This window comes from Pseudomonas sp. PH1b (assembly GCF_000633395.1).
Lineage (GTDB): Bacteria > Pseudomonadota > Gammaproteobacteria > Pseudomonadales > Pseudomonadaceae > Aquipseudomonas.
Map to the genome: position 1 here is coordinate 330,010 of NZ_AYMU01000005.1, position 18,805 is coordinate 348,814.

Annotated in this window: 16 protein-coding genes; 9 read left to right on the forward strand and 7 right to left on the reverse strand. The window is 65.1% G+C overall.

Features of this window, described 5'->3' with window-relative positions:
* The first annotated feature begins 241 nt into the window (after nt 1–241).
* A complete protein-coding gene (gene fabV / locus U873_RS0110905) occupies nt 242–1,438 on the forward strand; it encodes an enoyl-ACP reductase FabV (protein ID WP_025128290.1) in 1,197 nt (398 codons plus the stop codon).
* Nucleotides 1,439–1,497: 59 nt separating this feature from the next.
* On the opposite strand, the gene U873_RS0110910 is transcribed toward fabV, so the two are convergent.
* Complete coding sequence (locus tag U873_RS0110910) at nt 1,498–1,938, reverse strand: hotdog fold domain-containing protein (protein ID WP_025128291.1); 441 nt, start codon at nt 1,936–1,938, stop codon at nt 1,498–1,500.
* Nucleotides 1,939–2,090: 152 nt separating this feature from the next.
* Here U873_RS0110910 and U873_RS0110915 point away from each other — a divergent pair, with 152 nt between their 5' ends.
* The 6 genes from U873_RS0110915 (at nt 2,091) to U873_RS0110940 (ending at nt 7,784) form a co-directional block, all read left to right on the forward strand.
* The gene (locus U873_RS0110915; RefSeq protein WP_025128292.1) at nt 2,091–2,711 is read left to right on the forward strand and encodes a TetR/AcrR family transcriptional regulator; all 621 of its coding nucleotides are present in this window, start codon (nt 2,091–2,093) and stop codon (nt 2,709–2,711) included.
* 126 nt (nt 2,712–2,837) lie between these two features.
* A complete protein-coding gene (locus tag U873_RS0110920; protein ID WP_025128293.1) occupies nt 2,838–3,536 on the forward strand; it encodes an AzlC family ABC transporter permease in 699 nt (232 codons plus the stop codon).
* Entirely contained in the window at nt 3,533–3,847 is a 315-nt protein-coding gene (locus U873_RS0110925; protein ID WP_025128294.1) for an AzlD domain-containing protein, read from the forward strand. Before U873_RS0110920 ends, U873_RS0110925 begins: the two co-directional genes overlap by 4 nt.
* A 67-nt stretch (nt 3,848–3,914) precedes the next feature.
* Nucleotides 3,915–4,052: a hypothetical protein gene (locus tag U873_RS36640; RefSeq protein WP_157838075.1), complete on the forward strand. Its 138-nt coding sequence runs from the start codon at nt 3,915–3,917 to the stop codon at nt 4,050–4,052.
* A complete protein-coding gene (locus U873_RS0110935) occupies nt 4,049–5,008 on the forward strand; it encodes an NUDIX domain-containing protein (protein ID WP_025128295.1) in 960 nt (319 codons plus the stop codon). Before U873_RS36640 ends, U873_RS0110935 begins: the two co-directional genes overlap by 4 nt.
* A 205-nt stretch (nt 5,009–5,213) precedes the next feature.
* Entirely contained in the window at nt 5,214–7,784 is a 2,571-nt protein-coding gene (locus tag U873_RS0110940; RefSeq protein WP_025128296.1) for an EAL domain-containing protein, read from the forward strand.
* 9 nt (nt 7,785–7,793) lie between these two features.
* On the opposite strand, the gene U873_RS0110945 is transcribed toward U873_RS0110940, so the two are convergent.
* From U873_RS0110945 to U873_RS0110965, 5 genes are read right to left on the reverse strand one after another with little or no spacing between them, the layout of a single operon-like run.
* Nucleotides 7,794–9,206, reverse strand: coding sequence for a DUF2252 domain-containing protein (locus tag U873_RS0110945; RefSeq protein WP_025128297.1), 1,413 nt, complete (start codon nt 9,204–9,206; stop codon nt 7,794–7,796).
* Between the two features lie 41 nt (nt 9,207–9,247).
* Nucleotides 9,248–10,660, reverse strand: a complete 1,413-nt coding sequence (locus tag U873_RS0110950; RefSeq protein WP_025128298.1) for an ATP-binding protein — start codon at nt 10,658–10,660, stop codon at nt 9,248–9,250.
* Nucleotides 10,660–12,465 (reverse strand): DAHL domain-containing protein, encoded by a 1,806-nt coding sequence (locus tag U873_RS0110955; RefSeq protein WP_025128299.1) that lies wholly within the window; start codon nt 12,463–12,465, stop codon nt 10,660–10,662. Before U873_RS0110955 ends, U873_RS0110950 begins: the two co-directional genes overlap by 1 nt.
* Nucleotides 12,462–13,463: a cytochrome-c peroxidase gene (locus U873_RS0110960; protein ID WP_051586071.1), complete on the reverse strand. Its 1,002-nt coding sequence runs from the start codon at nt 13,461–13,463 to the stop codon at nt 12,462–12,464. Before U873_RS0110960 ends, U873_RS0110955 begins: the two co-directional genes overlap by 4 nt.
* Nucleotides 13,460–15,367 (reverse strand): bifunctional diguanylate cyclase/phosphodiesterase, encoded by a 1,908-nt coding sequence (locus tag U873_RS0110965; RefSeq protein ID WP_025128301.1) that lies wholly within the window; start codon nt 15,365–15,367, stop codon nt 13,460–13,462. The genes U873_RS0110960 and U873_RS0110965 overlap by 4 nt, the downstream gene beginning before the upstream one ends.
* Before the next feature lie 202 nt (nt 15,368–15,569).
* Between U873_RS0110965 and U873_RS0110970 the strand changes: the two genes are divergently transcribed.
* Together U873_RS0110970 and U873_RS0110975 are read left to right on the forward strand one after the other, a co-directional pair.
* The gene (locus tag U873_RS0110970) at nt 15,570–16,901 is read left to right on the forward strand and encodes an HD domain-containing phosphohydrolase (RefSeq protein ID WP_025128302.1); all 1,332 of its coding nucleotides are present in this window, start codon (nt 15,570–15,572) and stop codon (nt 16,899–16,901) included.
* 255 nt (nt 16,902–17,156) lie between these two features.
* Nucleotides 17,157–17,813, forward strand: a complete 657-nt coding sequence (locus tag U873_RS0110975) for a ribonuclease T2 (RefSeq protein WP_025128303.1) — start codon at nt 17,157–17,159, stop codon at nt 17,811–17,813.
* 90 nt (nt 17,814–17,903) lie between these two features.
* On the opposite strand, the gene dapA is transcribed toward U873_RS0110975, so the two are convergent.
* On the reverse strand, nt 17,904–18,764 hold the full coding sequence (dapA, locus tag U873_RS0110980; RefSeq protein WP_025128304.1) for a 4-hydroxy-tetrahydrodipicolinate synthase: 861 nt from the start codon (nt 18,762–18,764) through the stop codon (nt 17,904–17,906).
* Nucleotides 18,765–18,805 lie beyond the last annotated feature (41 nt).

Consider the following 18,805-nt stretch of genomic DNA (forward strand, 5'->3'; position numbering starts at 1 on the left):
GCGGGGGCGAGGAGATTTCGCCGGGCGGATGCTGTGGCGCATCGGCGCAACTGCTAGAGTCTCGCCCCTGGCAGGGTGCCCTGCGCTTCCGGCAGGCCATGGACGCAGGGTAAAAGCCGGGGCCTGCCGGGCAAATTCGATCGGTTGGTGACGCGAAGCCATCGCGAGCGTCTACGACTTAGCAAGTGACACTGCCGCCGCCGTCATCGGCGTCTGGCACATTGAAATTGGGAGATTCTGTATGGTCATCAAACCCCGCGTTCGCGGCTTTATCTGTGTGACGACCCATCCGGTGGGTTGCGAAGCCAACGTCAAGCAACAGATCGATTACGTCACCCAGCAGGGCGCCATCGACGCAGGGCCGAAGAACGTACTGGTACTCGGCGCTTCCACCGGCTATGGCCTGGCGGCGCGGATCACCGCAGCGTTCGGCTGCGGCGCCAACACCCTCGGGGTGTTCTTCGAGCGCGGCAGCGTTGACGGCAAACTGGGCACTGCCGGCTGGTACAACACCGCGGCGTTCCACAAGTTTGCCGAGGAAAAGGGCCTGTACGCCAAGAGCATCAATGGCGACGCCTTCTCCGATGCGGTCAAGGCCGAGACCATCGAGACCATCAAGCGCGACCTGGGCAAGATCGACCTGGTGGTCTACAGCCTGGCCGCGCCGCGCCGCACCCATCCCAAGACTGGTGAAGTGCTGACCTCGACCCTCAAGCCCCTGGGCAAGTCCGTGACCCTGCGCGGTGTCGACACCGACAAGGAAATCGTCAAGGAAACCACCCTGCAGCCGGCGACCCAGGAAGAGATCGACGGCACCGTGGCGGTGATGGGCGGCGAAGACTGGCAGATGTGGATCGACGCGCTGCATGAAGCCGGGGTCCTGGCCGAAGGCGCGAAGACCACCGCCTTCACCTACCTGGGCGAGAAGCTGACCCACGACATCTATTGGAACGGTTCCATCGGCGAAGCCAAGAAGGACCTGGACCAGAAAGTCATTGGCATGCGCCAGCAACTGGCCGACCTGGGCGGCGACGCTCGCGTTTCGGTGCTCAAGGCCGTGGTGACCCAGGCCAGCTCGGCGATCCCGATCATGCCGCTGTACCTGTCGCTGCTGTTCAAGGTGATGAAGGAGCAGGGCAGCCACGAAGGTTGCATCGAACAGGTCTACGGCCTGTACAAGGACAGCCTGTACAACAGCGAGCCGGTGATCGACCAGGACGGCCGCCTGCGTGCCGACTACAAGGAACTGCAACCGGCGGTCCAGGACCGGGTCAAGCAGCTGTGGGACCAGGTCACTAGTGAGAATCTCTACGAGATGACCGACTTCGTCGGCTACAAGCAAGAGTTCCTGCGCCTGTTCGGTTTCGAGATCCCGGGGGTCGACTACGAAGCCGACGTCGATCCGGACGTGAAGATCAACAACCTGATCCAGCTGTAATCCTGACGTAGCGTTTCACTGCAACGCCCCTCAAGCCTGAGGGGCGTTGTCGTTTCTGCTCAGGCCAACTTCACGTTCATGGTGATCTGCGCCGTGAACACGGCCTGGTCCTCCTCGTTGAAGGCGGTTACCGCCACCACCTTGTCGCCGGCACTGGCCCAGTCCACGGCGCTGCCATCAGCCACCGTACGCACGCTGCCCTTGGCCTTGGCCAGGTATTGCACGCTCATGCCCTTGGGAATCCAACGCGCGCCGGCGGGAATGCTGGCGTCGGTCATGACCCCGGCCGCCAGTTCCGCGGCGTTGCACAGGGCGATGGCGTGCACCGTGCCCAGGTGATTGGTGATCTCCCGGCGAAACGGCAGGCGCACCTGGCAATGGCCGGGCTGCAGCTCGTCGATCAACGGGTTGATGGTGGCGAAGTAGGGCGCCATCTGGCAGGCCATCTGGGTGAATTTTTCCGCGCCGGCGGAATTGAACATGCTGAGCACCTGACTCATGGAAATGCCTCTTGCAGGGTTATCGGGATTAAACAGAATAATATTCTGTAAAAGAACAATATTCTGCTAACGGAAAATCTGTCAAGCTGCCAGGCCTGTGCAAACCGGGCCGAGGGGCCCGCTTCCGTGAACCTGCGAGGACCTGCCAAGCCATGCCGGATACCCAACTGCTGGAGCGCCGCTACCCGGGGCGGCGCGCCGAACTCAAGCGCGCGATCCTCAAACAGGCCCTGGTGAGCTTCAACCAGCAAGGCCTGGAAGCCACCACCATCGAGATGATCCGCGCCGAATGCGACACCAGCGTCGGTGCCATCTATCACCACTTCGGCAACAAGGAAGGGCTGGTGGCGGCGCTGTTCTTCGCCGCCCTGGAAGACCAGGGGCAATTGCGCGACCAGTACCTGGAGCCGGCCGGCACGTTGCAGCAGGGGGTCCAGGCTTTGGTCCACAGTTATGTGGACTGGGTCGACCAGCAGCCGGAATGGGCGCGCTTTCAGTTCCAGGCGCGCTTCGCCGTGGCCAAGGGGCCGTTCGCCGAGGAACTGGCGAACCGCAACCGGCTGCGCAACCGCACCCTGCTGGGGTGGATGAAAGAGCGCTCCGAGGATGGCCTGCTGCAGCGCTGGCCGGCGGAACTGGTGCCTTCGTTGATCGTCGGGCCGGCGGAGAACTACTGCCGGGCCTGGTTGTCCGGGCGGGTCCAGGCAAGCCCCGCAAGCTACCGCGAACAGCTGGCGGCGGCGGCCTGGCGCTCCCTCGGCGGCGCGCAGTAGCGGCCCCGTGCAGCGCCAGCGGCAACGGCAGGGCAAGGCCATGGCCAGGCAATTGCGCAAGATTGTTCAAGCCAGCCGTGCGGCGGGCTGGCACAGTCACTGTCCGTTTCTTGCGTGCAGGCTGTTATGACCCGCGTTCTTCTTCCCCGCGCCGCCTTTTTGCGCGGTGCCATTGCCATCATGCCGCTGTCCCTGGCCACTGCGCCCTGGGGCTTGCTGGCGGGCTCCATGGCCATCGAGGCCAATCTCACACCACTGCAGGGCCAGGGCCTGTCGAGCATCGTGTTTGCCGGCGCCGCGCAACTGGTGGCGATCGGCATGCTCAAGGGCGGCGCGGGGATCTTCTCGATCCTCTTGACCACCTTGCTCCTGACCTCCCAGCACCTGCTCTACGGCATGAGCATGCGCTCGGTGATCTCGCCCTTGCCCGGCCGTTGGCGGGTCGGCCTGGGCTTCTTGCTCACCGATGAGCTGTTCGCCCTGACCAGCGCCCATGACAAGCAGCAATTCGACCGCTGGTACGCCCTGGGCGTGGGCCTGACCTTCTATGTGGCGTGGAACCTGTTCACCTTGCTGGGCATCGTCCTGGGCAAGAGCATTCCCGGGCTGGAGCACCTGGGGCTGGACTTCTCCATTGCCGCCACCTTCATCGCCCTGATCACGCCGCTGGTGCGCAACCTGCCCACGGTGGTCTGCGTCGCGGTGTCGCTGTTCTGCTCGGTGCTGTTCAGCTACTGGCAATGGGGCTCGGCCCTGGTCCTCGCGGGCCTGGCGGGCATGACTGCGGGGTTTCTCTGCAACAAGCTGTATCGGGGGCGTACATGATGGTCTGGGCAGTGATTCTGGGCATGGGCCTGCTGGTCTTTCTCAACCGCTATGTGTTCCTCGAACCGCGCCTGCCGCTGCGCCTGAGCAGCAATGCGCGGCAGTTCCTCGGCTTCGCGGTGCCGGGCATGCTCACCGCCATCTGCGGGCCGATCGTGTTCATGCCCGACCACCAGTTGAACCTGCAGTGGGACAACCCTTACCTGTTGAGCTCCCTGGTGGCCATCGTGCTGGTGATCTACACCCGCAATACCCTGGTCAGCATGCTGCTGAGCATGGGTTTCTTTTTCCTTCTGCGCTGGTGGCTCTGAGGGGGGATTGAGGTAGCCTGTAGCCCCTTTGGCCCAGGCCACCTGACCACCGCAACGGATGCATCGGATGAACGAGTTTCCCCACGATATCGACCTTGAGAGCTGTTGGGACAAGGCCGCCAGCGGCAAGATCAACCAGCCGCCTCCCAGCGATCAGTTGATCGCCGAACTCCAGGCGTCGCTGGAGCGGGAGGTACAGCCATGAGCGAGGAATCGATCCGCGTCACCGGCGAGGAGTTGCTGTCCAGCAACTGGTATGTGCTGAAGAAATTCAGCTTCGAGCTGCGTCGCCGCGACGGCAGTTGGCAGCCTCAGGTCCGCGAGGTCTATGACCGGGGCAATGGCGCGACCATCCTGCTGTACAACCTTGAACAGCGCACGGTGTTGCTGACCCGGCAGTTTCGCATGCCGGCCTTTGTCAACGACCACAGCGGCTACCTGATCGAGACCGCCGCCGGCCTGCTGGACAATGCCAGCCCCGAGGTGCGCATTCGCCAGGAGGCGGAGGAGGAGACCGGCTACCGGGTGCAGGCGGTGCAGAAGGTCTTCGATGCCTTCATGAGCCCGGGTTCGGTGACCGAGCGGGTGCACTTTTTCATCGGCCGCTACCAGGCCGAAGATCGGGTCAACGCAGGCGGTGGCCTGGAACACGAAGGGGAGGATATCGAGGTCCTGGAACTGGACTTCGAGCAGGCCCTGGCGATGATCGGTTCCGGGGAGATCGTCGACGGCAAGACCATCATGCTGCTGCAGTACCTGCAGTTGCACTTGCTCAAGCCCCGTAGCCTGATGGTGCTGGTGGCCGGGCCTTATCGTTCCGGCACCGAGGATGACCCGGCCCGGCTGGCTGACAACGTCGAGGCCATGGAGCGGTGTGCGGCCCAGGTGCTGGCAGCGGGGCACTTTCCGGTGCTGGGGGAATGGGTGGCGCTGCCCATGACCCGCCTGGCAGGCTCGCTCGAAGTCGGCGATGCGGTGTACAACGCGCAGTTCCATGCCTACGCCGAGCGCCTGCTGGAGCGCTGCGACGCGGTGCTGCGCATCGGCGGGCCGTCGGCGGGCGCCGATGCCATGGTCAGCATCGGTGAGCGCCTGGGCCTGGGGATCTATCAGCAGGTTGGACAATTGCCGGTGATTGTCCCGCAGGCGCAACAGGCCTGATCCCCGGCCATGGCCCTGGCCGGGGCTGGATCCGCTGCCGGCGCTTGAGGGCCGGGCCCTGGCCCTGAGCGCCCGGTTCCGGGCGTTTCTTCACGCTTGGCGGGAAAATACTGTCTATCGTCAATAGGCAAGCGGGAGCTTCGTCAAAGGCCCGGCGCGGTCTGAACCATGCCGGTCGGTTTGTCGCCATGGCGCCTGGAGCATTATGGAAAATCTCGGTCTTGATCCTTCTTCAGGTCGCAGCACCTCCAACCGGGCGCTGACTCGAGCCACCTTGCTCGGATGCTCGGGCCTGCTGCTGGCGCTGTTTCTGTTTACCGGCGTGCTGCTGGTGTATATCGCCTTCGATCAGAACCTCGCTGCCGAGCGGCACAACCGCCTGGACATCGACAAGGCCCTGCAGACCTTCGACACCAATGCCCGTACCACCCTCAAGGACTACGCCCTGTGGGGCGACGCCTACCAGTACCTGCACCTGAGCGTCGACCTCGACTGGGCCTACACCCGGCAGAACTTCGGCCCCACCCTGTACCGCGAACTGGGGTTCGACGGGGTGTTCGTGGTCAACCCCAGAGGACACACCGTCTACTCGCTGGTGGCCGGGCGCCTGGAGTCGATGGATGCCGGCCAGTGGCTGGGGGATCAGTTGGCGCCCCTGGTGGAGGAGGCCCGGCGCACGGCCGGCGGCCAGGCCAGCCAGCGCTACCTGTCGATCGCCGGCACCCCGGCGCTGGCAGTGGCCGACATCTTGAGCCCGGGCAACGACCCGCAAGTGCGGCCCGATGCCGGACCGCAGTCGGTGCTGATCTTTGTCGCCCGGCTGGACCCGGCACGCCTGCTGGCCCTGGGGCAGGGCATGGGCATCGAGCAGTTGCAAGTGGCCCCGGGCGCACCGGCCGACGGCCTGCCAACCCTGGCCTTGCCCGACGGGGCCGGCACCCTGCAGTGGCGGCCGGCGCGCCCGGGGCACCAGCTGCTGGTGTTGGTGATGCCACTGTTGCTGCTGGCCGGCCTGCTGGTGGGGCTGATGGCCCTGTTCCTGCTGCGCCGGGCCGGTGCCGCGGCCCAGGTCATGGATCAGCAGGTCGAGGCCTTGCGCGCCAGCCGCTCGGCCCTGGCCGCCAGCGAGGAGCGCTTTCGCGATGTCGCCGAGGCAGCCTCCGACTGGATCTGGGAGGTCGATCCGCAGTTGCGCTTCACCTACCTGTCGGAGCGTTTCGAGGCGGTCACCGGTCTGGCGCGAGAGGCCGCCCTGGGCAGCCCGATGAATGACCTGCTCAAACCCGAGCAAGGCTCGTTGCGCACCTGGCTGGCGGCGCCGGAACGCCGCTCCCAGGCGATCCTGCAGTGCGCCTACGAGGACGGCCAGGGGCAACCGCGGGTCTGCCGCCTCTCGGTCCGGGCCATGGCCGTCGGCGGCTACCGTGGCACCGCCAGCGACATCACCGAAGAAGTCGCCGCTCGACGGCGCATCGAGTACCTGTCCCAGCACGATGCCCTGACCGGGCTGGCCAACCGCACCCGGATGCAGGAGTTCCTCGAAGGCAAGCTGCTGACGCCACCGACGTTGCAGGAACCGCTGTTGATGCTCAGCGTCGATCTCGACCGCTTCAAGCCGGTCAACGACCTGCTGGGCCACGCGGCCGGCGACCAGGTGCTGCACGAAGTATCCCAGCGTCTGTCCCAGTGCCTGCGCAGCAAGGACCTGGTGGCCCGGGTCGGTGGCGACGAATTCGTCCTGGTGGTGCCGGGGCAGGTGACCGCGCCTGAAATAGAGGGCCTGTGCCGGCGCCTGATCGAGCGCATCGAAGAGCCGTTCTACATTGCCGAACACGAAGTCTTCATCAGTGCCAGCATCGGCATTGCCAGGGCCCCGACCGATGCCGTTCTGGCCGAAGAACTGCTGCGCTTCGCCGATATCGCCCTGTACGAGGCCAAGGCCGCGGGCCGCAGCACCTGGCGTTTCTATGCCGCCGACATGAATGTGCGGATCATCGAGCGACGGCGCCTGGAGCGTGACCTGCGCCATGCCATCGAGCAGGACCAACTGCTCCTGCAGTTTCTGCCGCGCTACCGCCTGGGCGACGGGCAACTGGTGGGGGCCGAGGCCCTGGTGCGCTGGCAGCACCCCCAGCATGGGTTGCTGGGGCCGGAGGTGTTTGGGCCGCTGGCCGAGGACACCGGCCTGATCCTGCCGCTGAGCAACTGGGTGCTGCACGCTGCCTGTCGCGCCGCGCGGACCTGGCCCGAGCGCCTGCTGGTGGCGGTCAACCTGTCGCCCACCGAGTTCCAGCGTGGGCAACTGGTGGCCCAGGTCAGAACGGTCCTCGGCCAGAGCGGCATCGACCCTTCACGGCTGGAACTGGACATGACCGACAAGGCGCTGCTGGACAACAGCCAGCAGGTGCTTGGCATCATGCAGGGGCTCAAGGCCCTGGGGGTGCGCCTGCTGCTGGACGACTTCGGCACCGGCCATTCGGCGTTGCAGTACCTGCAGACCTTTCCCCTGGACGGCTTGAAGATCGACAGCAGCTTCGTCGCCGGACTGAGCCAGGATGAAACGGCTCGCTCCATTGTCGAGGCGATCATCGACCTGGGGCATGCCCTGTCGTTGCGGGTGATTGCCGAAGGGGTGGAAACCCCGGAACAGCTCAAGGTGCTGCGCGACATCCGCTGCGACGAAGCCCAGGGGCCGCACCTGAGCCCGCCCCTGGACAGCGCAGCCCTGCTGGCGCTGTGCGATGCTGGCGCCCGGGCCTCGCGCTCGATCCTGTGAGCAGGGGCCTCAGGGCAGGTGGTCGGCGGCAAAGTCGGCTTCAGAACGGGCCTGCAGCCGGCCCTGGCGGCAGGCCTGCTGGAAGCGCTCGAAATCCCGCTCGTTCTGCGTGGCATAGGCCTGGGCGTAGTGCCACAGGGCCTCGGCCAGGGTGTCGCTCTTGCCGATGTAGCCGCTGATCAGCGGCGCCTGTCCCGAGGCCTTGGCATGGGCGCGGGCCAGGGCCCGGCCACAGACCCGGGCATAGGCGGCGAAGGTGTCTTCGTCGAAGGTCTCCAGTTCCGCCGAGACTTTCATGTCGCGCAACTGGCGCACGTAGAAGTGCCGGCCATTGGGCCCGGTGGTCCAGCCCAGGAACAGGTCGCTGGCGGACTGCATCAGGCGCTGGCCTTCCACCACCCGCTGGCCGTTGTGCCGTGGCCGCGAGCGTTCGCCCACATAGCCGGCGAGCACCGAGTGCCGGGCTTCCTTGAACTGCAGGAACAGCGGTCGCTGCTGGCTGTCGGTGAGCAGCGCCACCAGGCAGCGGGTGCCGACACTGCCCACGCCCACCACCTTGAACGCCAGGTCGCAGGCATTGAAGCGCGACAGCAGGTCGCGCCGGTCGGCCTGCAAGGTGCCGCGATAGTCACGCATGAAGGTGTCGTACAGCGGCCGCCAGTCTTCCAGGCGCAGCCAGTCGTCACCCTCATCGAGCAGCGAGGTTTCCTTGTGCAGATGGAAAATCTCCGGCAAGTCATCGCGAATCCGCAGCTGGCCCTGGCTGTCACGTTCGCTGATCTTCGGCAGCAGGCCGGCGTGGGTGCGCCGCGCGGCCTTGTCGATGGCCCGTTGCAAATGCTCCAGGGCCGAACGGTTGTCCTGGGCCTGGAGCAGCAGGTTGTCCTGGGTCAGGGCGTCGTACCAGACTTCCAGGGCGCTCTGCCCGGCACAGGTGGCCATGCTGCGCTGATAGGCCCCCACCAGTTCGCGGCAGACCCGCTCTTCGACACGGGTGCCATGGCGCAGGTGGCGAGCCGCAATCAAGAAGCTCGCCACCAGGCGCTTGAGGTCCCATTCCCAGGGGCCGGGGTGGACCTCGTCGAAATCATTGACGCTGAACAGCAGGTTGCGCTCGGGGGTGGCAAAACCGCCGAAGTTCATCAGGTGGCAGTCGCCGCAGATGATCGAGCGCAGGCCCATGTCCGGCGTGGTTGCAAGATCATGGGCCTGGAGCAGGGCATTGCCGCGGTAGAAGGTGAAGGGTGACACCAGCATGCGCCCATAGCGCAGCGCCACCAGGGCCTGCACCCGGCCCTGGCTCGAGGCTTCGATCAAGGGCAAGGGATCGCGCTTGATCTGCCCGGGGTCCGCGTGCGAGCTGCGCGGGCAGTGCCTGCGGGCGGCCTTGCCCTGCTTGATCGGGTCATTGGGACGGCGCATGGGAGTCTCCTGTGGGAGGGCAGGGCAGTGTTGTCGGCGGTTCAGGTGTGTGGCGCGGCGGCGGGCTGGCGCATCGGCAGTTCCAGGCGAAAGGTGCTGCCGGCCCCGAGCTGGCTGCGGACGCTGATCTGTCCGCCATGCTTCTTGACGATCCCGTAGGACAGCGACAGGCCCAGGCCGGTGCCCTGGCCCACCGGCTTGGTGGTGAAGAACGGGTCGAAGATCTTCTGCAGGTGCTGGGGGTCGATACCGGCGCCGGTGTCGCTCACTTCCAGCCAGACCTGCTGCCCCTCCACGCCGGTACTGAGGGTGATGGTGCCGCGCTCCGGGCCGATGGCCTGGGCGGCGTTCATCACCAGGTTCATCACCACCTGGTTGAGCTGGGAGGGCAGGCACTCGATCTGCGGCAGTGGCTGGTAGTGCCTGATCACGTCGGCCTTGTACTTGAGCTCGTTGGCGACGATGTTCAGGGTCGAGTCGATGCCTTGTTGCAGGTCCGCCAGTTGCCATTGCTGATCAGTGTCGACCCGGGAGAAGTTCTTCAGGTCCTTGACGATCTGTTCGACCCGGCCGATGCCGTCCTTGGATTCCTTGATCAGCAGCGGAATGTCTTCGCGCAGAAAGTCCAGGTCGATGCTTTCCCGTAGGCTCTGCAGCTGTTTGCGCAGCTCCGGTGCGGCGATTGCCTCTTCGCTCTGGCGATAGGCGGCGAGCATCTGCTCGAGTTGGCGCAGGTAACCTGCCAGGCTGCCAAGGTTGGAGGAGATGAAACCGATGGGGTTGTTGATTTCATGGGCAACCCCTGCTGCCAGTTGACCGAGGGACGCCAGCTTCTCCGATTGCACCAACTGGTTCTCCAGCAGTTTGCGTTCGTCGATTTCCTGTTGCAGGGCCACTCCGGCCTGTTTCAAGTCTTCGGTGCGCTGTTCCACCAGGTGCTCCAGGTGGTGCATCTGCAACAGCGCGCGGGCGGTCATTTCCCACTTGCTGGTGAGGGTGCTGGCCATCTGCTGGACCTCGATGTTGTCGAAGGGCTTTTTCAGGATCAGCAGGCGGTCGTGCCCTTGCAGGCGCTCCAGCAGGTCTTCCCAGGAGTAGTCGGAGTAGGCGGTGCACACCACCACCTGCAGGCGCGGGTCCTGTTGCCAGAGCCGTTCGATGGTCTGCGCCCCGTCCCAGCCCTGGGGCATGCGCATGTCGACGAAGGCCAGGGCATAGGGGCGTTGCTGGTCCAGGGCCTGGCAGACCCTGTTCAGGCCTTCCTGGCCGGTGTAGGCCGAATCCAGTTCGAAGGCTTGCTGGCGGGGGCGGGACTGGGCACCGAACAGCTGGGCCTCGAGGTCGTCCAGGTGCTGGTCGTCGTCAGGGGCCGGGGTGAGGATCTTGCGAAAGTCCTCGTGGATCGACGGGGTGTCGTCGATCAGCAGGATACGGCGGTTGTTCAGCTCATCCATCATTGGCCCTCGGCGCTGATCAGTGGAATGTCCAGGGTAAAGGTGGCGCCCAGGCCCGGGCCGTCGCTGTGCACGCTCAACTGCCCGTCCATTTCGACGGCGGCCAGGGCACAACTGTGCAGGCCGAAACCGTGGCCTTCCTTGCGGGTGGTGAAGCCGTGGGCAAAGATTCGCGTCAGGTTCTCCGGTGCGATGCCTTCGCCCTGGTCACTGACCTTGATGCGCAAGGTCTTGCCTTCGATCTCCCGGGCACTGAGGGTCAGGGTCCTGGGCTGGTCTTCGAGGTTGGACATGGCGTATTTGGCGTTGCTGATCAAGTTGATCAGGATCAGCAGCAGGCGGTGCTTGTCGCCCATCACCGGCGGCACCTGCTCGTAGTCCTTGACCACGGCGACCTGATGCCGGGCCAGGGCCCCGGAGTTCATGCGCAGGGCATCGTCGATCAAGTCGGCCACCCGTAGCGGTTCGATCAGGCGTGAGGCCCCGGCGTAGGACTGCTGGGTCGCGACGATTTCCTTGATGTGGTCGACGCTGCGCCCAAGCTGGGCGAGCTCGGCGCTCATGCTCTGCTGCTCGCCGGCAATGGCTTCCACCAGTTGGTTGAGGTAGTCGGGCAGCAGCTTGCCCTTTTCGTCCTGGCTGAAGAAATGCCCGAGGTCGGCGCGGTGCTGGTTGACCAGCTGCATCGCCTTGCCCAGGCCCAGGGCCTTGCTGGTGCGCAGTTTGCGGCTGAGGATCTCGCTGGAAATGTTGACACTGTTGAGCACGTTGCCAACGTTGTGCAGGACGTTGGTGGCGATTTCCGCCATGCCGGCCTGGCGCGCGGTGTCCAGCAGTTCACTCTGGGCTTCCTTGAGTTCCCGGGTACGTTCCTCGACGCGTTGCTCCAGGTGTTCATTGGCGCTCTGCAAGGCCGTGTTCACTCGGCGGATGACCCCGTAGCTGCGCACCAGGCGGACGATCAGGTAGAGGATCAACACAATCAGCAGCGCCGAGAACACCAGCAGGTACTGGTGGGACTTCTGATCCTGCAGGTCGGCTTGCAACTGGTCGCGGTTGAGCAGGTCGGTGATGGCGTCCAGGCGCTCGGCCACCGGGATCGAGGTGATGCGCTCCAGCAGTTCATTGACCACCGGCTGTTCGCGCAGGATCACCGAGACATGGTTGCTGAGGATGTCCACCGGATCGTGCATGGCCTCGGGCAGGCGCTCCTTGTTGACCGCCAGCTTGTTCAGCCCCAGGAGGATATCGGCGGCCTTGTCGTCGCTGGACACCTGGGCGAACTCCAGGCTGCTGAGCAGCAGGTCGTAGGTGTCGATGGCAATGTTCTGCTGCAGCAGCCGCTGTTGATCGTCCAGGCCGGCCAGTTGGCGCTGGATATCGTCTTCGGCCGTGGGCAGGAACGCCAGGGAGTTGCGCAGCACGGAGTTGTGGGACTTGAACCGCTCCACCAGTTCGGCCTTTTCCCGCAGGGCGTCGAGGAACGCCTGGCGGCTGGCTTGCCAGGCCGCCGGGTCGGTGTGGCCCCGCGTCGAGACTTGATCGAAGTGGCTCCAGATCTGGTTGATCTGCTGCAGCGGAACCACCAGCGGGTCGTAGTCGTGGGTGATGGCGATCCGGGCCTTGAGCACTTCGGTTTCCCACTGTGCGTTCAGTTGCTTGATATGGCCGATCAGGTCCCGTGACAGGGCATAGTTCGAAGGCTGGCCAATCACGCTTTTCAGGTAGAGGAACGCCAGCGTCAGGGCCAAGCCCAGGGTGACCAGGGTCAGGAGTGCTGCCGGCAGCCGGCGCGGCAGTTTCATAGGGGCTTGCCTTGCCATTCGCCGGTGAGGGTCTTGAGAAACTTGACGATCAGGCTCGTGTCCTGAGGATTGGGGTTACGCCCCAACTGGTACTTGAACATCACCTCCACCGCCTGTTCCAGGCTCTGGGCCGAACCGTCATGGAAGTAGGGCGCGGTGACGGCGACGTTGCGCAGGCTGGGCACCTTGAAGACGTAGCGGTCCTGCTCGTCGCCGGTGACCTGGAAGCGTCCCAGGTCAGCCGCCTCGGGGTTGCCCCGGGCGGCGAAGTAGTCGCCCATCACGCCGAACTTCTGAAACATGTTGCCGCCGATGTTGACCCCCTGGTGACAGGCGATGCAGCCGTAGTCCTTGAAGCGCTGGTAACCGTACTTTTCCTCCAGGCTGAGGATCTCGGTATTGCCTTCCAGATACTGGTCGAACCGCGAGTTGCGGCTTAGCAAGGTTCTTTCATAGGTCGCCAGGGCATCCTGCACGTTGGCGGCAGTGATCGCGTCCGGGTACAGCTCGCCGAAGGCCTGCCGGTAGCCACTGTCCTGGTTCAGGGTGTGGATCAGGTTGGGCCAGTTGTTGCCCATTTCGATGGGGCTTTGCAGCACAGTGTCGATCTGTGCTTCGAGGGTCTCGGCCCGGCCGTCCCAGAACTGGCGGAAATTCAGCGCGGCATTGAACACGCTGGGGGCATTGACCCGGGTCAGTTGCCCGTTGATTCCCAGGGACCGCGGACGGCCGTCGGCCCCGCCCTGGGCCAGGGAATGGCAACTGGCGCAGGACCGGCTGTTGTCCAGTGACAGGCGCGGTTCGTTGAACAGTCGCCGCCCCAGTTCGACCCGCTGCCGATCCAGGGCCGGCACCGCGGGCAAGGGCTTGAGCGGCTCGTCCAGCGGTGCTGCGTGGGCGGGCAGGCCGGCGCCAAGCCCTGCCCAGAACAACAGCAGGCCCAGTCGGCGCAGGCCACCGGAGCGTTGACCGACGCGGCGTTCGAGGATCGCCGTCATGGGCGGTGCCCTAGGGGTTGTGCAGCCAGTAGCCGGGCAAAATCCTCGGCGGGCAGGGCCTTGCTGAAGTAGTAGCCCTGGCCTTCTTCACAGCCCTGGTGCTTGAGAAACGCCAGTTGCTCGGCGGTTTCCACCCCTTCGGCAATCACGTTCAGGTGCAGGCTGCGCCCCAGGGTGATGATCGCGCTGACCAGCGCTGCATCCTTGGGTTCCTGGCTCAGGCCATGGATGAAGGACTGGTCGATCTTCAGCACATCCACGGGAAACCGGCGCAGGTAGCTCAGGCTGGAGTAACCGGTGCCGAAATCGTCGATGGCCAGGCGCACCCCCAGGGCCTTGATCGCCTGCAGGGTATTGAGGGTGAGCTCGACGTTCTGCATCAGCACTCCTTCGGTGATTTCCAGTTCGAGCAAGCCTGGGTCCAGGGCGCTGGCCTTTAGTGCGCCCTGCAACTGCTGGATCAACTGGGGCTGGCGGAAGTCGCTGGCCGAGAGGTTCACGGACAGGCGGATCGGTGCGAGCCCGGCGCTTTGCCAGGCCCGCGACTGGCGCGTGGCTTGCGTCAGCACCCACTGGCTGATGCGGGTGATCAGCCCGCAGTCTTCGGCCACCGGTATGAATTGCGCCGGGCTGATCCAGCCCTGTTGCGGGCGGTGCCAGCGGATCAGGGCCTCGGCCCCCACCACCTTGCCCGTCGCCAGGTGGATTTTCGGCTGGTAGTGCAAGCGCAGCTCCTGGCGCTCCAGGACCTGGCGGATGCCCGATTCGATGTGCTGCTGCTCCCGGGCCCGGCGGGTCATGTCCTCGGTGAAGAAACCGTAGCTGCCCGGCGCCTGCTCCTTGCTGTTGCGCATGGCCATCTCGGCCTTCTTGATCAACGCCAGGGCATCCTGGCCATCCTCGGGATAGAGGCTGATGCCGATGCTGGTGGTGACCCGCAGATCGTGCCCGGCGATGGCATGGGACTGGTTCACCGTGGCCAGGAGCTTTTGCGCAACGCCGCGCACCTGATCGGCCAGGTGCAGGTCGTGGACCAGCACCACGAACTCGTCGGAGCCGTAGCGGAACACCGAGTCCGATTCACGCATGCTGTGTTGCAGGCTGTGGGCGATGGCCTTGAGCAGCTCATCGCCTGCCGGATAGCCCAGGGCGTTGTTGATGCGCTTGAAGCGGTCCAGCCCGAGGAACACCACCGCCAACTGCAGGCCGTAGCGCCGGGCCCGGGCCATGGCCTGACCCAGGCGGTCCCCCAGCAGGGTGCTGGACGGCAGCCCGGTAAGGACATCGTAGTGCAACAGGTGGGACACCTTGAGCAGCTCCGCGACCCGCTCCTCGATGATGCGCTGCAGGTCGTCGAGGCGCTGGCGGGCATCTTGGGCCATCTGCCATTTCCAGGTCAGGGCACTGGCCATCTGGCGGATCTCCAGGCTGTCGAAGGGCTTCTTCAGGATCAGCAACTGGTCGCCGAATGCCAGGCGTTCGGCCATGGCTTCCCAGGAGTAGTCGGAGTAGGCGGTGCACAGGGCGATCTGCAGGTCGGGGTCGACCTTCCACAACTGTTCGATGGTTTCCAGGCCGTCCCAGCCGGGTGGCATGCGCATATCGATGAAGGCCATGGCATAGGGCGTGCCCAGGGCCAGGGCCGACTCGACCTTGGCCAGGGCCTCGCGGCCCTGGAAGGCCGAATCGAGGGTGAAGGACGGGGGTGGTTCGGTCGTGGCACTGCCGAACAGCCGGGCTTCGGCTTGCGTCAGCGCGAGGTTGTGGACAGGCACCAGGATCTTCTGGAAGTCCTCGTGGATCGACGGGCTGTCGTCGACAATCAGCACTCGCCGGTTAACGCGCCCGGGGGCCGGCTCAGGGGCGTCTTGCGCTCTTGTCTGTGCATCGCAGCCAGCGTCCATAGACTTTCCCTAGTGCTTCGAGCGTGCGTCCAACGCTGTCAGCATAGTCACTGGGCTGGCGCTCGGGAGAGGTTTTTTTTCCGGGGCCGGGCGAGGGTGAAAATGAAAAAAACATCTAGGATTGTCTGGGCAACCCCGCAGCTGCCCAGTGACGGGAGCGGCCTGGCCGGCAATTGATGTACAGCACAGGGAGACACGCAACATGGAAGCGCCACAGCCCTCCACCCTGGCCCCGCGTCCCAGCCTGCTACTGGTGGACGACGAAGAGTCGATTCTCAACAGCCTCAGGCGCCTGCTGCGTGGCCAGCCCTACGAAGTGCTGCTGGCCGACAGCGGTGCCAGGGCCTTGGAAATCCTCGCTGAACGCCCCGTCGACCTGGTGATGAGCGATGCCCGCATGCCGGTCATGGATGGCGCCACCTTGCTCGCCCGGGTGCGCGAGCTCAGTCCGGGAACCCGGCGCATCCTGCTGACCGGTTATGCCGACCTGGACACCATCATCAACGCCGTCAACGACGGGCAGATCCATCAGTACCTGAGCAAACCCTGGAACGACGAGGAACTGCTGCTGGTCCTGCGCCAGACCCTCGAGCACCAGCACGCCGAGCGCGAGCTCAAGCGCTTGCAACAGCTGGTCCTGGAGCAGAACCGCCAACTCAAGACCAGCAATGCCGGCCTGGAACAGCGGGTGGTCTCGCGTACCGCCGAGCTGCAACAGACCGCCGACATGCTGGACCTGGCCTATGAGGAGCTCAAGCACAGCTACGTGACCGCCACCGAGGTGTTTTCATTGCTGGCCAACCTGCGCCTGCCCGCGGACAAGCAGACCAACCGCAAGATCATCGAGCTGGTACGCGCCTGCTGCACAAGCCAGGGCCTGGACGAGGCCTCCAGCCGCGACCTGACCATGGCCGCAGCGCTGTACAACATCGGCAAGCTGAGTTGGAGCGACACCATGCTGGGGGCGCCGTCCGACCTGTTGCGCCACACCGATCAGGCCCGCTACCGGGCCTATCCCGAACAGAGCGAGTCGGTGCTGATGGCGCTGGAGCCGATGCAGGACGCCGCGCGGCTGATCCTCCATCATCAGGAGCGCTGGGACGGCAGCGGTTTTCCCCAGCACCTCAAGGGCGAGGCCATTCCCTGGGGGTCTCGCTTGCTGAAGCTGGCGGTGGATTTCATCGAACTGCAGTGCGGGCTGATCCTGGAACGGCGAATGAACAGCGACGAGGCCTTGCTGTTCATTCGCAAATACGCCGGCCGCCTGTACGACCCGAACCTGGTGGAGGACTTTGTCCGGGTCTGCGCCGCCTACCTCAATGATGTGACCGTCGATGATCCAACGGTCAGGGTCCTGGGGACCCGTGAGCTGGCGGCCGGGATGGTGCTGCGGCGCAACCTCAATGCCGACAACGGCATGCTGCTGCTCAATGCCGGCAAGGTGCTCAGCGAGCCCCTGGTGCAGAAACTGATCGCGTTCGAGGCCATGGAAGGTGGCCGCTACAGCATCTTTGTCAGCATGCCCGAGGCCTGAGGGGCCTGGTTTCCCCCGGCCCGGCGCGGCGCTTCTTCGCCGCCGGCGGGCGGCCTTCGCGGGCGTCGATAGCCCAGCATGCCCAGGCGTTCACTGGTATTTTGTCGCTCCTGCGCCTGGCCGGTTTACCGGGGACGCCAGGCGGCCGCTGTCATGTTCCTGCAATGGCTGCATGCCAAGAAGGTCTGGCGGCCCGACGCCGTTCCACCCCGATGGCGGGGCCAGGACGATCCGATTCCCCAAGGAGAGGTCACAATGAGAAAGTTTTTTACCCTGATGGCGGCCCTGGTGCTGACCCTGGGGATGGTCGGCATCAGCGATGCACGACAACCCAAGCAGCAGCGGGACTCGGTAGCGGGGAGCTTCGACTACTACCTGCTGACGCTGTCCTGGTCGCCGACCTTCTGCCTGATGCACCCGGAGAACGAGCAGTGCTCGGGCAAGGGCTACGGTTTTGTCCTGCACGGCCTGTGGCCGCAATACGCCAAGGGCGGCTGGCCGCAGTCCTGTCCGCCGCTGACGCCCCTGACCCAGGAAGAGCGGGCCAAGGGCCTGACCCTGTTTCCCACGGCCAAGCTGATGAACCATGAGTGGACCAAGCACGGCACCTGCAGCGGCCTGGGCGGCATGGGCTACCTGGACGCGGCAGACAAGGCCCTGGCCAAGGTGCAGATCCCCGAGGCGCTGCAGCCTTCGACGGCGGTGCGTTATTTCCCAGCCACGGAGATTGCCCAGCAGTTTCGCCAGAGCAACCCTGGGCTTGCCGACAACGGCATCGCGGTGATCTGCAGCGGTCCGGAGCTGTCCGAGGTACGGGTGTGCCTGACCCGGGAGCTGGCGTTCGGTGCCTGCGGCAAAGGGGTGAAGAACCAGTGCCGTGCGGGAGATATCCGCATCCCACCGATTCGCTGAAGCACGCTTCGATTCCCGGCCGGCCCTTGCACAGGCGTTGCTGCAAGAGCGGCCGGAACACCCTCCACGGGCCTGTCGAGCCTCGCTGGGCTAGAGGCCAGCCAGCAGGCTTTTCAGGCGCGCGCCGGTTTGCTCGCTGCAGTCCAGCATCGGCGCCCGCAGCTGTGGCTGGATCAACCCCTGATGGGCCAGCAGCGCTTTCACCGGCGCCGGGTTGGGTTCGGCGAACAGGGCCTGGATCAGTGGCACCAGGTGCATGAAGGTCGCCCTGGCCGCCTCCAGCTGTTGCCCCTGAACCTGTTGCAGCAACTGCACGAACAGTTCCGGGCGGATATGCGCTGAAGCCGCAATGGCCCCGCAGGCCCCCAGGCACAAGGCATTGAACAGCTGCAGGTCTTCCCCGCACAGCACTTGCACCTCGCCACTGGCCAGCAGTGCCAGGGTGTTTTCCAGGTTGCCGCCACAGTCCTTGACTGCGGCGATCCGTGGATGACGCACGATGTTCAGCAAGGTGTCCTGGTGCAGAGTCACCCCCGTGCGGTAGGGAATGTCGTAGACGATGAGCGGTACGCTGGAAGCGTCGGCGACGCTGTGGAAGAAGCTTGCCAGGGCGGCCTGGGAGGGCCGGATGTAGTAGGGCGCGGGCACCAGCAAGGCGGCCACCGGGCGCTTGAGAATCTGCTCCTGCAGGCTCAGCAGCGACTTCAGGTTATTGCCCGCCAGCCCCATGATCACTCGCCCGGCGGGGGCCTGTTCCAGCACTGCGTCGAGTACCGCCAGTTGTTCGTCCTTGTCCAGGGCTGCGGCTTCGCCGGTGGTGCCGCAGACCACCAGCCCGGCCACGCCGCTTTCCAGCAGATGGGCGCAAAGGCGCCGCAACGCAGCGAAGTCGATGGCGCCGTCGGTGAACGGCGTGACGATAGGGACCCAGATACCTTGAAACGATGACATGCGTGTTCTCCTGATGGTTGACCGTCGGGTCGTCGTCAGAA

Excerpts from the sequence above, each read along its gene's own strand:
- fabV (WP_025128290.1), top strand. The coding sequence starts at position 242 with ATGGTCATCAAACCCCGCGTTCGCGGCTTTATCTGTGTGACGACCCAT.
- U873_RS0110910 (WP_025128291.1), bottom strand. The coding sequence starts at position 1,938 with ATGAGTCAGGTGCTCAGCATGTTCAATTCCGCCGGCGCGGAAAAATTC.
- U873_RS0110915 (WP_025128292.1), top strand. The coding sequence starts at position 2,091 with ATGCCGGATACCCAACTGCTGGAGCGCCGCTACCCGGGGCGGCGCGCC.
- U873_RS0110920 (WP_025128293.1), top strand. The coding sequence starts at position 2,838 with ATGACCCGCGTTCTTCTTCCCCGCGCCGCCTTTTTGCGCGGTGCCATT.
- U873_RS0110925 (WP_025128294.1), top strand. The coding sequence starts at position 3,533 with ATGATGGTCTGGGCAGTGATTCTGGGCATGGGCCTGCTGGTCTTTCTC.
- U873_RS36640 (WP_157838075.1), top strand. The coding sequence starts at position 3,915 with ATGAACGAGTTTCCCCACGATATCGACCTTGAGAGCTGTTGGGACAAG.
- U873_RS0110935 (WP_025128295.1), top strand. The coding sequence starts at position 4,049 with ATGAGCGAGGAATCGATCCGCGTCACCGGCGAGGAGTTGCTGTCCAGC.
- U873_RS0110940 (WP_025128296.1), top strand. The coding sequence starts at position 5,214 with ATGGAAAATCTCGGTCTTGATCCTTCTTCAGGTCGCAGCACCTCCAAC.
- U873_RS0110945 (WP_025128297.1), bottom strand. The coding sequence starts at position 9,206 with ATGCGCCGTCCCAATGACCCGATCAAGCAGGGCAAGGCCGCCCGCAGG.
- U873_RS0110950 (WP_025128298.1), bottom strand. The coding sequence starts at position 10,660 with ATGGATGAGCTGAACAACCGCCGTATCCTGCTGATCGACGACACCCCG.
- U873_RS0110955 (WP_025128299.1), bottom strand. The coding sequence starts at position 12,465 with ATGAAACTGCCGCGCCGGCTGCCGGCAGCACTCCTGACCCTGGTCACC.
- U873_RS0110960 (WP_051586071.1), bottom strand. The coding sequence starts at position 13,463 with ATGACGGCGATCCTCGAACGCCGCGTCGGTCAACGCTCCGGTGGCCTG.
- U873_RS0110965 (WP_025128301.1), bottom strand. The coding sequence starts at position 15,367 with ATGGACGCTGGCTGCGATGCACAGACAAGAGCGCAAGACGCCCCTGAG.
- U873_RS0110970 (WP_025128302.1), top strand. The coding sequence starts at position 15,570 with ATGGAAGCGCCACAGCCCTCCACCCTGGCCCCGCGTCCCAGCCTGCTA.
- U873_RS0110975 (WP_025128303.1), top strand. The coding sequence starts at position 17,157 with ATGAGAAAGTTTTTTACCCTGATGGCGGCCCTGGTGCTGACCCTGGGG.
- dapA (WP_025128304.1), bottom strand. The coding sequence starts at position 18,764 with ATGTCATCGTTTCAAGGTATCTGGGTCCCTATCGTCACGCCGTTCACC.